This window comes from Campylobacter sp. P0103, assembly GCF_002139545.1.
Taxonomy (GTDB): Bacteria; Campylobacterota; Campylobacteria; order Campylobacterales; family Campylobacteraceae; genus Campylobacter; species Campylobacter devanensis.
Genome location: NZ_MJKG01000005.1, coordinates 109,357 through 122,552, shown reverse-complemented (window position 1 = coordinate 122,552; position 13,196 = coordinate 109,357). Strand labels below are relative to the sequence as shown.

At 36.7% G+C, this 13,196-nt stretch carries 6 protein-coding genes, 1 tRNA gene and 3 rRNA genes; all 10 read left to right on the top strand.

All coding sequences use genetic code 11. The features are described from left to right. Positions 1-274: 274 nt before the first annotated feature. The 10 genes from CIGNP103_RS06605 to frr all read left to right on the top strand — a co-directional run bounded on the left by CIGNP103_RS06605 (position 275) and on the right by frr (position 13,196). Positions 275-1,786 (top strand): 16S ribosomal RNA (locus tag CIGNP103_RS06605). Between the two features lie 81 nt (positions 1,787-1,867). Then, positions 1,868-1,943 (top strand) — tRNA-Ala (locus tag CIGNP103_RS06600). 485 nt (positions 1,944-2,428) lie between these two features. Continuing rightward, positions 2,429-5,458 (top strand): 23S ribosomal RNA (locus CIGNP103_RS06595). 151 nt (positions 5,459-5,609) lie between these two features. Further along, positions 5,610-5,729 (top strand): 5S ribosomal RNA (gene rrf / locus CIGNP103_RS06590). Together the 16S, 23S and 5S rRNA genes with 1 tRNA gene alongside form the textbook arrangement of a ribosomal RNA operon. A gap of 789 nt (positions 5,730-6,518) precedes the next feature. After that, on the top strand, positions 6,519-6,716 hold the full coding sequence (locus CIGNP103_RS06585; protein WP_086241913.1) for a hypothetical protein: 198 nt from the start codon (positions 6,519-6,521) through the stop codon (positions 6,714-6,716). Positions 6,717-7,378: 662 nt separating this feature from the next. Beyond that, on the top strand, positions 7,379-8,704 hold the full coding sequence (locus CIGNP103_RS08075) for a hypothetical protein (RefSeq protein WP_141081463.1): 1,326 nt from the start codon (positions 7,379-7,381) through the stop codon (positions 8,702-8,704). A gap of 244 nt (positions 8,705-8,948) precedes the next feature. Continuing rightward, positions 8,949-11,414, top strand: a complete 2,466-nt coding sequence (locus CIGNP103_RS06575) for an autotransporter outer membrane beta-barrel domain-containing protein (protein WP_086268806.1) — start codon at positions 8,949-8,951, stop codon at positions 11,412-11,414. A gap of 87 nt (positions 11,415-11,501) precedes the next feature. Continuing rightward, a complete protein-coding gene (locus tag CIGNP103_RS06570; RefSeq protein WP_086225451.1) occupies positions 11,502-12,191 on the top strand; it encodes a Bax inhibitor-1/YccA family protein in 690 nt (229 codons plus the stop codon). A gap of 86 nt (positions 12,192-12,277) precedes the next feature. Continuing rightward, positions 12,278-12,628, top strand: a complete 351-nt coding sequence (gene secG / locus CIGNP103_RS06565; protein WP_086268805.1) for a preprotein translocase subunit SecG — start codon at positions 12,278-12,280, stop codon at positions 12,626-12,628. A gap of 10 nt (positions 12,629-12,638) precedes the next feature. Further along, the gene (gene frr, locus CIGNP103_RS06560; RefSeq protein WP_086268804.1) at positions 12,639-13,196 is read left to right on the top strand and encodes a ribosome recycling factor; all 558 of its coding nucleotides are present in this window, start codon (positions 12,639-12,641) and stop codon (positions 13,194-13,196) included.

The following is a 13,196-nucleotide window of genomic DNA, read 5'->3' as shown; positions in this document are numbered from 1 at the left end:
TTTTAAGCATATCTCTTATATAATTCCAGCTCACGAATTGAGAAACACCTTAACCTTCTGAAAAGCTTGGTTAAATCATTTCTCTATCGTTTTTGTTTTTTAATTTTTATAATGTTAAACTATCTTTTATAGTCAATCTTTGAAATCTAAACAAGTGATCGATTGAGCCAGAATCTTATTATATTATAATAGATTCAATACTTATATAACAGATATAAAGTTTTTAGATTAAAACTTCATAATAAATAGTTACTTTACTATTTTGTAAAGTATTTTTATGGAGAGTTTGATCCTGGCTCAGAGTGAACGCTGGCGGCGTGCCTAATACATGCAAGTCGAACGGACAAGTAAGAGCTTGCTCTTATGAGTTAGTGGCGCACGGGTGAGTAATGTATAGTTAATCTGCCCTATGCTGGAGGACAACAGTTAGAAATGACTGCTAATACTCCATACTCCTTCTTAACATAAGTTAAGTCGGGAAAGTTTTTTCGGCATAGGATGAGACTATATTGTATCAGCTAGTTGGTGAGGTAATGGCTCACCAAGGCTATGACGCATAACTGGTCTGAGAGGATGATCAGTCACACTGGAACTGAGACACGGTCCAGACTCCTACGGGAGGCAGCAGTAGGGAATATTGCTCAATGGGGGAAACCCTGAAGCAGCAACGCCGCGTGGAGGATGACACTTTTCGGAGCGTAAACTCCTTTTCTTAGGGAAGAAATTTGACGGTACCTAAGGAATAAGCACCGGCTAACTCCGTGCCAGCAGCCGCGGTAATACGGAGGGTGCAAGCGTTACTCGGAATCACTGGGCGTAAAGGACGCGTAGGCGGATTATCAAGTCTTTTGTGAAATCTAATGGCTCAACCATTAAACTGCTTGAGAAACTGATAATCTAGAGTGAGGGAGAGGCAGATGGAATTGGTGGTGTAGGGGTAAAATCCGTAGAGATCACCAGGAATACCCATTGCGAAGGCGATCTGCTAGAACTCAACTGACGCTAATGCGTGAAAGCGTGGGGAGCAAACAGGATTAGATACCCTGGTAGTCCACGCCCTAAACGATGTATACTAGTTGTTGCTATGCTAGTCATGGCAGTAATGCACCTAACGGATTAAGTATACCGCCTGGGGAGTACGGTCGCAAGATTAAAACTCAAAGGAATAGACGGGGACCCGCACAAGCGGTGGAGCATGTGGTTTAATTCGAAGATACGCGAAGAACCTTACCTGGGCTTGATATCCTAAGAACCTTGTAGAGATACGAGGGTGCTAGCTTGCTAGAACTTAGTGACAGGTGCTGCACGGCTGTCGTCAGCTCGTGTCGTGAGATGTTCGGTTAAGTCCGGCAACGAGCGCAACCCACGTATTTAGTTGCTAACAGTTTGGCTGAGCACTCTAAATATACTGCCTTCGTAAGGAGGAGGAAGGTGTGGACGACGTCAAGTCATCATGGCCCTTATGCCCAGGGCGACACACGTGCTACAATGGCATATACAATGAGATGCAATATCGTGAGATGGAGCAAATCTATAAAATATGTCCCAGTTCGGATTGTTCTCTGCAACTCGAGAGCATGAAGCCGGAATCGCTAGTAATCGTAGATCAGCCATGCTACGGTGAATACGTTCCCGGGTCTTGTACTCACCGCCCGTCACACCATGGGAGTTGATTTCACTCGAAGTCGGAATGCTAAACTAGCTACCGCCCACAGTGGAATCAGCGACTGGGGTGAAGTCGTAACAAGGTAACCGTAGGAGAACCTGCGGTTGGATCACCTCCTTTCTAGAGTACAAAGTGATAATCTCACAATTATCGCTTAAGAGGAGTCTCAATCACACTTGTTTAGGTTTGAGAGATTGACAAGGGGAATTAGCTCAGCTGGGAGAGCGCCTGCTTTGCACGCAGGAGGTCAGCGGTTCGATCCCGCTATTCTCCACCATAGTTTAAATTTAAAAGATAGGAATAATAGAAATTTATTAATCAAAGTCTAATCAGAGAGTTTATATTAAACTTTCTGATTAGACTTTAGTCTAAAGTTACTTAAATTACCATTGTTAAAAGTCACAATCAAGTTTTAATATTTAAAACAATTTTACAGGACTTGTTAGAGCTTTGAATTTAGTTTAATTTCAAATATTCTATATCAAACACTGTTATCCCAATAATATAAAAGATATAGTTTATAAATATTAACTTCACAAGCTATTAAGCTTTAAAACTTACTTAATAGTAGTTAATACTTTCCGTCTTATTAAATTTAAATTCAAATACTATAAATCTAAACAGATTAACAAGAATTAAGTAATTAATTCTTAAATAATTAAATAGTTTATTTTTATATTTATCTATTTAATTTATATCTACTAGACTTTATCTTTAACAAGGAAGTGATGCGAATTAGAATATCAATAATCTAATTAAAAAAGGTAAGCTACTAAGAGCAAATGGTGGATGCCTTGGCTAGTAGAGGCGATGAAAGACGTGCCAGGCTGCGATAAGTCTCGGGGAGCCGTCAAGGGGCTTTGATCCGGGAATTTCTGAATGGGGCAACCCAGTATATAGTGATATATACTACCGCAATGCGGAGCGAACGTTGGGAATTGAAACATCTTAGTACCAACAGGAAAAGAAATCAAACGAGATTACGCTAGTAGCGGCGAGCGAAAGCGTAAGAGGGCAAACCACTAGCTTGCTAGTGGGGTTGTAGGACTGCAATATAGACTTAAACAATCTAATAGAATAAGTTGGAAAGCTTAAGCATAGAGGGTGATACTCCCGTATATGAAAGTGCGTTTATACTTAGCAGTATCCTGAGTAGGGCGGGACACGTGTAATCCTGTCTGAAGCTGGGTAGACCACTATCCAACCCTAAATACTACTACTAGACCGATAGTGCACAAGTACCGTGAGGGAAAGGTGAAAAGAACTGAGGTGATCAGAGTGAAATAGAACCTGAAACCATTTGCTTACAATCATTCAGAGCCCTATGATTTATCAGGGTGATGGACTGCCTTTTGCATAATGAGCCTGCGAGTTGTGGTGTCTGGCGAGGTTAAGGAAACCCGGAGCCGTAGCGAAAGCGAGTCTTAATAGGGCGTATAGTCAGATGCTGCAGACCCGAAACGATGTGATCTATCCATGAGCAGGTTGAAACTGGTGTAAGAGCCAGTGGAGGACCGAACAGACGGCCGTTGAAAAGGCTCCTGATGACTTGTGGATAGGGGTGAAAGGCCAATCAAACATCGTGATAGCTGGTTCTCTCCGAAATATATTTAGGTATAGCGTTGTGTAGTAACTTTGTGAGGTAGAGCACTGAATGGGCTAGGGCATACACCAATGTACCAAACCCTATCAAACTCCGAATGCGCAAAGTGTAATCACAGCAGTCAGGCGGCGAGTGATAAAATCCGTCGTCGAGAGGGGAACAACCCAGACTAACAGCTAAGGTCCCTAAATCTCATTTAAGTGGAAAACGATGTGGAGTTACTGAAACAACCAGGAGGTTGGCTTAGAAGCAGCCATCCTTTAAAGAAAGCGTAATAGCTCACTGGTCTAGTGATTCTGCGCGGAAAATATAACGGGGCTAAAATGAGTACCGAAGCTTTAGACTTGCACTTAATTCTAATTATAAATTTAGCTATGAGCTTTTAAGTTATATTTCTCATAATTTAATTGCATTCGTATAAATTAAATTATGAGAAAATAGTTTAGCTAAATAATTAGAAGTAATTAGAATTAAGTGCAAGTGGTAGGAGAGCGTTCTATTCAGCGTTGAAGGTATACCGGTAAGGAGTGCTGGAGCGGATAGAAGTGAGCATGCAGGCATGAGTAGCGATAAAAGGGGTGAGAATCCCCTTCGCCGTAAACCCAAGGTTTCCTACGCGATGCTCGTCATCGTAGGGTTAGTCGGGTCCTAAGCAAAGTCCGAAAGGGGTATGCGATGGAAAATTGGTTAATATTCCAATACCAATTATTATGTGCGATGGAAGGACGCTTAAAGTTAATGGAGCTAGCGGATGGAAGTGCTAGTCTAAGGGCGTAGGTTGAGTTATAGGCAAATCCGTAACTCTCTATCCGAGACCTCAAAGGCTCTTGACGCTCTTCGGAGTAGATGGAGAATCCATGATACTATCGAGCCAAGAAAAGTTTCTAAGTTTAGTAATAATTGCCCGTACCGTAAACCGACACAGGTGGGTGGGATGAGTATTCTAAGGCGCGTGGAAGAACTCTCTTTAAGGAACTCTGCAAAATAGCACCGTATCTTCGGTATAAGGTGTGCCTAACTTTGTATTAAGATTTACTCCCAAAGCAAAGAAGGTTACAACAAAGAGTCCCTCCCGACTGTTTACCATAAACACAGCACTCTGCTAACTCGTAAGAGGATGTATAGGGTGTGACGCCTGCCCGGTGCTCGAAGGTTAATTGATGGGGTTAGCATTAGCGAAGCTCTTGATCGAAGCCCGAGTAAACGGCGGCCGTAACTATAACGGTCCTAAGGTAGCGAAATTCCTTGTCGGTTAAATACCGACCTGCATGAATGGCGTAACGAGATGGGAGCTGTCTCAAAGAGGGATCCAGTGAAATTGTAGTGGAGGTGAAAATTCCTCCTACCCGCGGCAAGACGGAGAGACCCCGTGGACCTTTACTACAGCTTGACACTGCTATTTGGATAAAGATGCGCAGGATAGGTGGGAGGCTTTGATCCATAGACTCTGGTTTATGGTGAGCCATTGTTGAGATACCACTCTTCTTTATTTGGGTAGCTAACTAGCCTAAGTTATCCTTAGGTAGGACAATGTCTGGTGGGTAGTTTGACTGGGGCGGTCGCCTCCCAAAGTGTAACGGAGGCTTACAAAGGTTGGCTCAGAACGGTTGGAAATCGTTCGTAGAGTATAAAGGCATAAGCCAGCTTAACTGCGAGACGTACATGTCAAGCAGAGACGAAAGTCGGTCTTAGTGATCCGGTGGTTCTGTGTGGAAGGGCCATCGCTCAAAGGATAAAAGGTACCCCGGGGATAACAGGCTGATCTCCCCCAAGAGCTCACATCGACGGGGAGGTTTGGCACCTCGATGTCGGCTCATCGCATCCTGGGGCTGGAGCAGGTCCCAAGGGTATGGCTGTTCGCCATTTAAAGCGGTACGCGAGCTGGGTTCAGAACGTCGTGAGACAGTTCGGTCCCTATCTGCCGTGGGCGTAAGAAGATTGAGGAGAGTTGACCCTAGTACGAGAGGACCGGGTTGAACCAGCCACTGGTGTATCAGTTGTTCTGCCAAGAGCATCGCTGAGTAGCTAAGCTGGGATGTGATAAGAGCTGAAAGCATCTAAGCTCGAAGCCAACTCCAAGATGAATCTTCTTTTAAGAGCTCTAGTAGACTACTAGTTTGATAGGCTGGATGTGTAATGGATGAGAGTCCTTTAGCTGACCAGTACTAATAGCTCGTTTGCTTATCTTATAAGCATCACTTCCTTGTTAAGGATAAAATATAATCCTTTTAGGTTTTTTAAATATTTTTAGATATTAAACTTAGTGATTTTTAGCTTTAATACTCTAAGCAGTGTTAAATAAGATATCATCTTTTCTGATATGATATTTTATTTAACACTGCTCGTGGCTATACATGATTAGGAAACGCCTTGCTCCATCTCGAACCAAGAAGCTAAGCTTTTCATGGCCGATGATACTCTCCCTTACTGGGATGTTGGAAAAGTAGGTTGCTGCGAGCTTTGTTTTTATTCTTTATATCTTATATTTATTAATCTGTAGTTTTAGTATTTATTTGTTTTTACCTTAATAGATGAAATGGTATAAATCGCTTTTTACTTTATATCTTTTAACTAATTTATTAATTCTTGGATATTTTATTATTATAAGTTGTTAAGTTTAGATGTTTTAGTGTTTTTACAAAAATACTGCTATATTTGTAGTATTTTTTGGTAAGTACTTTGCATATGATTTATATGTTTCATTTAAACCTTTATGACCAAGTATTTTGTAGCTGACTCAAAGTGGCTCATCTTTTTAGAAAATATAATGCTTGCAAATGCTGTCTTGTTTTATATAATGCAAATTCAATCCTAATGATAGATACTATGAGACAAGAAGTTACTCTTATGATTGTGATAGTAAAGGATTTATGAGTGGTGAAAGATTTTTTAGAAGCAATGATAATCTTAGAACTTTCCATGTAAAAGAAGAGTATTACTATAAAAAAGTAAAAATACCAAAAACTTGTTGAAGTTATAAGTAAAGCAAGAGTAGTATAAATGATCTAGCCATAGGGGGATTGTATCCCCACTTTCGTGGGGCAAGACTTAATAAGTCTTGACAACAATTATACAAAGTAGTATAATTACGATGAATGCAATTTTTAACATACATGCTCTCCTTTCTATGGAGATATGATATGCCGTAGGGGTGCCACCCTATGGCATATCCCTATAACGCAATTATATCATTATTATTTACTAATTTTTCTTAAACTCTATCTTTTTAATAATTGAAGGATAAATAATATGGATGAAAATGTAAAACAAGATATTAAAAAATTATCACTTGATAGAATTTTAATTAACAATGGATACTATTATGATAAAGAAAAAACATCTCAAAACTACAAAGTAGTCAAAAACGATAATGAAAATAAAATTATCATATCTCAAACTAAAAGCGGCAATTATCTATATTTTAATAAAACTGCTAACAATAACTAACCTACTTTGAATTGTATAAGAAATCTGATAAAATAAATATTATTGATAATAAATTTAATGCTTGTAATTAGAAAAGTATAAAAATAATAATGATTTTTATCAGTATAAAGTTATTTAAAAAGATTGTTTTATTTTTTTATTTGAATGTCAATTCATATAAGTCTTAAATTTAGAGCTACATCAAAAACTGAAATTTACAATAAAATAATTTATATAAATATAATATTAAATAAATAAATTTTTCTAATCTCGTTTTTTTTGATATCCTGCCGATTGCAAATCGAATTTAGGAAATTAATTAAATGAAAAATATCCTTTTACTAGGTGGTAGTAACTCTGTAATGGTAAATGGCTTGCAAAAAGCGTTAAAAGAGTATGCAAATGTGACAAATTTAGCTTGAGGAGGTACAACAAGCCTTCAAAATCTATATGAGATATATAGGCCAAAAAATCAAGAAGCTATCAAAAATGCTGATTTAATAATAACTGAATCTGTAATTAATGAACTTATTAGGCATAATTATTCAAAGGAAAATCTATCTTTAGATATAATATTTAAAAATTTGCAATATTTATATGCAACTCTGTATGAGTTTAAAAAGCCAGTTTGTATATTATTGTTGCCATATAGGAGGACTAAAAATTTTCAAATAGTTATCAATATGCATAGATTTTTGGCTAATTATTATGGGTTGAATATTGTTGATATACAAAACTACTATCAAGATAATGAGATGGTCGAGTTTGGAAATAAATTTGATGCTCATCAGTTAGCCGTAGTAAATAGATATGTTGGCAAAGAGATTGCTAAAAATGTTGATTATTTTAAAGTTTCAAATAAAAATTTAGATATTAATTTACCTGAATTTAAAATAGTAACACCGGAAAATATGCAAAGAAATGGTAATTTTAAAATATTTAATGCTAAGAATTCGGTTTTTGATGAAGTGATTTATAGATTAGATAAAGATAATAGTTTGATTATTGACGGATATAAAGGCTGGCAAATTATTGGAATGCATAGCTGGAATTTAGAAAATAATGGAGAGATTACGAAGCTAAAATGGAATGCCCTTATTACACATTGCGGCTCAATTCATTTAAAAAATATAAATCAAAATATTGTTAAGTCAACTTCAAAATTAAACACGCTTTGCGAAATTCAAGCTGAGCCGCTAATTGATAGCAGTCTTATAATTAAATTTAATGATGAAAATTTGCCAAATACTGAATTCCATGAAGCGGCACAAAGTTGGCTTCCAAATTCAATATCTCTCCCATATTTCGACCTAATTGCCTTTTTCTTATGCAAACCAAACCCAAAGATGAAGCTGTTTGATTTAAGCGTTATCCCGACCGATATAGATATAGAGATTGATAAAGATATAGATCGCTCTTATCTGATACCAAATCTAGTATTTTTTAAAGATTCTATGGAGTTTATAGATGAGTATATTAGTCGTCTTTACCCAAATATTGTTAAACATATCGATAGTGTTCTAACACCACAAATTATTAAAAAAACTGAGGCACAAATCTTATCACAATTAAACAAAAATACGCCACAAATTCAGCCATCTATGCAGCTATCGCTAGAAGTAGAAAATAAAATTCTAAAAGATAAAATCAAAGAGCTAGAAACTAATTACCAAAATATTGTTAAACATATTGATAGTGTTCTAACACCGCAAATTATTAAAAAAACAGAGGCTCAAATCTTATCACAATTAAACAAAAATACGCCACAAATTCAGCCGTCTATGCAGCTATCGCTAGAAGCAGAAAATAAAATTCTAAAAGATAAAATCAAAGAGTTAGAAACTAGCTACCAAAAAGCCATAAAAGTTAAAAATCACCTAATCTATAAACTAGGTCAGGCTCTAATAAAAGCTAATAAAAACTGGTATAAAGGTGGATATATTAAATTTATATTTGAAGCTATGAAAATTAAAAAAGAACATAAAAATAAAGATAAATCTAATATATAAAATAAATTTAGAAAATATGTTTTATCATGCAAGGCTTACAATGACAAATTTGGCGTAGTTTTTATTATTGCAAGCTAAATTTTTAAAAATTTCACCAAATTTGTTCTAAATTTCTATTAACTAAAATCAAATTCACTTAAATCTTTATCGCATATTAAATTTATTTTATGTTTTGTTTTTTTATGTTAGAATGTAAAGATCCAAAATAAATATATTTAAATTGAAAAAAAAAGGGGGGGGTACGATGAATTCTAAAGTTTCAAAAATCATTATTTTAGCATGTACTTGCTCATCTCTATCAGCGAATCAGTTTTGGGCTAGTGGCGTGAGTATAAATAGTGGTTGGAGTGCGTATTTGCAGTATCCAAATCAATGCTGGGGCGCCGTAGCTGGTAACACTCTTGGCTGGTGGCAACAAAATGTAGGCATTGAACTAAATTTAAAAGAAGGCGCACCGCAAGGTAATGAAGCTATCACGGATTGGTTTTATCAGAAATATCCACATATTCAAGGCGGATTACAGCCGTATCGTGGGATGATCTACTATCTTGAAGAGTTTTCGCCAAATATCAAAATCTACGAAAACAACAACAACCCAACATATTTAGAAAGAGAGTATGGTCCAACCAAGATTAGTGGAGCGCCATTTTGGACTGAGAGATATAACTATCAAAGTGAAGGTATCACAAAATCTTTGATAGAAAACTTCCAAACAGGCAAGGTCGTAGCTGCGCTTACTGATGATACTCACACGGTTACGCTTTGGGGGATTGAAGTCGATGAGAAAACTGGCAAGATCAAAAAAGGCTATGTGAGCGACTCTGTCAAAGATAAGGCTGGCCAACTCACTTTAAGAGAGGTTATAGGCAACTACGCCCCTGATAATAAGGGCAATGAAACTTTCCGCTTTCTTTATAGCTATTATGTATCTAGCACTAATACTTATGTCACCGATCTTTATGAGATTTATAGTATTACATATCTAAGCATAGATGAAGCTAGAAATAACGGCACATATGTAGATAGCTCTAATAGAAAAGATTGCTTATTGAGCGTTTTACCTGGTAGTGAGTGGGCTTGCGGAATTTCAACTAATGAAGGCAATCAAGGCTCAAGCAACACCGAAAATTCTGGAAATACTGAAAATTCAGGTAGCCAAAATAACGGCAACCAAAGCAACAGCGGAAATTCAAGCAACACCGAAAATTCAGGAAATTCAAATAATCAAGGCTCTACTGGTAATCAAAACACAAATCAAGGTAATACCGGTAGTGGTAGCACAACTCCAGAAAATGGTAACAACAACACCGGAAATTCAAATAACCAAGGCTCAAATAATAACGGCAATCAAAATTCCAACAATCAAGGCTCAAGCAACACCGAAAATTCTGGAAATACTGAAAATTCAGGTAGCCAAAATAACGGCAATCAAAATTCCAACAATCAAGGCTCAAGCAACACCGAAAATTCTGGAAATACTGAAAATTCAGGTAGCCAAAATAACGGCAACCAAAGCAATAACGGAAATTCAAGCAACACTGGAAATTCAGGAAATTCAAATAATCAAGGCGGTGTCTCTAGCGAAAATACCACAAATTTAATTACTCAATCTGTCCAAAATGAGGTAAATAAACATAGTGAGCTTAATCTAGCCTTAGAAACAATAGGTGATACAACCATATATAAAATCCAAAAAAACGGCAAAGATATAGCCTTATATAACCCAAATTTAAGCACTCCGCTTGTAATGAATAGAGGCTTGGTTAATTACAAAATTACCAAAAATGATAATGGTGGCATAGAGATAACCAAATCTACAAACCAAGCAGCTTTAAAAGAAGCCAACGACGCTTCTAAGCTAAGTATGGATATAAACTACGCCGATATCAATAACCTAAATAAAAGGATGGGTGAGCTAAGAGGCATTAACGCAACTGCTGGTAGCTGGGCTAGGATTTTGGGCGGACAGGGCAGTAGTGATGGATTTGAAAATAAATTTACCCATGTTCAAGCTGGTTTTGATAAACAAAGTCAAATTTCAAGCGGCTCTATTTTTAGCGGTATTACAGTAACTCACACAAGTAGCGATATAGATGGCGATAACGCAAAAGGCGATGTCAAAACAATCGGCGGTGGATTTTATATCTCTGGAGTATTTGATAATGGCTGGTATGTGGATGCCATCGCAAAATACACAAGAAATAACCATAAAATGGATTATAACTTCCCAAATATGAGTTTGAGCTTTTTGGATACAGATTATAATACAAACTCACTTTATCTAGGTGGAGAATTTGGATATAGATTTGATTTTAATAATTTTTATATCGAGCCTCAAGCCGAGTTTGTCTATCTCAACACTAGTGGCGCAACTCTAAATAGCAATGGATTTGAAATGGAGATTAAAGACTCTGATTTGCTAGTTGGTAGGGCTGGATTTAACTTTGCTAGAGAGGTTTGGCTAGGCAAGATTAGGGCTTATGCGCTTGGTGGGCTTAGCTATCAATGGGAGATGGTAAAAAATGCTGAGATTATAATAGATGGCGATAGCGCTAAAAACAATAATAAAGACTCTAGAATGCTTATGAATTTGGGTCTAAATATGGTAGCTAGTGAGAATTTAAGAATTGGCTTAACTTTAGAAAAATCTGCATTTGGTGATTATGATACAGACTTAGCTGTAAACTTAAATGCTAGATATTCATTTTAAGCTGGGTAGAGTGAGATATTTTTAAATTTTTATTTAGTGTTAAATTTATTTTGCTAGACTTATACGCAAATTTAAATTGGAGGAAAAATGAGTCTATATAATAGAAATCTCTCATCGCAACAAAATGAGTTTAGTCGCACTTATGAGAGTGAGCAATCTTTTAGCGCTAGAGCGACTTTTGTCAAGCAAACTTATCAGCTTCTTAGTGCTTCGCTTCTAGCGGCAACTGTGGGTGCATATATCGGCGTTGATTATGTTAAAAGCTTTAGTTGGATGCTTTTAATCCTTGAGCTTGGAATGCTTTTTGGGCTATTTTTTACACGCAAAAATCCAACTCTAGCTCTATTTTTGCTATTTGGATTTACATTTGTAAGCGGTCTTACTCTTGGCCCAGTGCTTAATACCTATATCGGTGCTGGTATGGGGCATATCATCACTCAAGCATTTTTGATGACTACTGTGGCTTTTGGTGGGTTAACAATTTTTGCTTTTAATACTAAGCGTGATTTTTCATCAATGGGTAAAATGCTATTTATCACACTAATTGTAATTGTCGTAGCTGGGCTTTTAAATTTATTTTTTCAAAGCACAATGTTAGCTACTATCATTTCAGCAGTTGGTGCGATACTATTTAGCGCATATATCTTATATGATACTCAGATGATTTTGCGTGGCGGATATGATAGCCCTGTGCTTGCTGCAGTTTCGTTGTATCTTGATATTTTAAATTTATTTATCTCTCTTCTTAATCTTCTTGGTATATTTAACCGAGAATAATCAGAGCCACCGCTGTGGTGGCTTAACTAAATTTTTAACTTTTTTTGCTATAATCACGAGCTAATTACACCAATCAAAGGATACTCGTGAGTTCAATTCTTCTTATTATACAAGTTTTGCTAGCAGTGATTTTGACTATTGTCATATTACTACAAAAGAGTGCTTCTATGGGTCTTGGAGCTTATAGCGGAAGTAATGAGAGTCTATTTGGCGCTAAGGGTCCAGCTGGATTTTTAGCTAAATTTACATTTTTTATGGGGTTTTTGTTTGTTATTAATACCATAGCCCTTGGATATACATATAATCAATCTTTGCGTGATTCTGTAGTTGATAGTGCTAAATTTGACTCAATCCAAGCACCGCAAGCCCCAAATACCAACATAATACCTACAGCACCAGCGGCATCAACAGCTGAAAATAACACAACAGCCAACTAAAAGGATAGATATGCTAAATGAAATTTACAACAACCAAAAACTACACAACGACAAAGCGCTAGAGGCTCTAAAGCGTGATTTTGCAACACTTCGCACAGGTAAGGTAAGTATTAATATCTTAGATCATGTACATGTAGATTACTATGGAAGCTCTACTCCATTAAATCAAGTTGCCACCGTTTTGGCTACTGATGCTAGCACAATTACCATCACTCCATGGGAAAAATCTATGCTAAAAACTATCACTACGGCTATCCAAGCTGCAAATATTGGCGTAAATCCAAATAACGATGGCGAGAGTGTTAAGCTATTTTTCCCCCCTATGACAACTGAAGATCGTCAAAAAAATGCCAAAGAGGCAAAAGCGATGGGCGAAAAAGCAAAAGTAGCTATTAGAAACATTCGCAAAGATGCTAATGATGATATCAAAAAAATAGAAAAAGATAAAACTCTAAGCGAAGATGAGATTAAAAAAGGCTATGATGAGGTACAAAAAATTACCGATAATTATATCACCAAAGTAGATCAAATAGTAAAAGATAAAGAAGCTGAACTTTTAAAGGTTTGA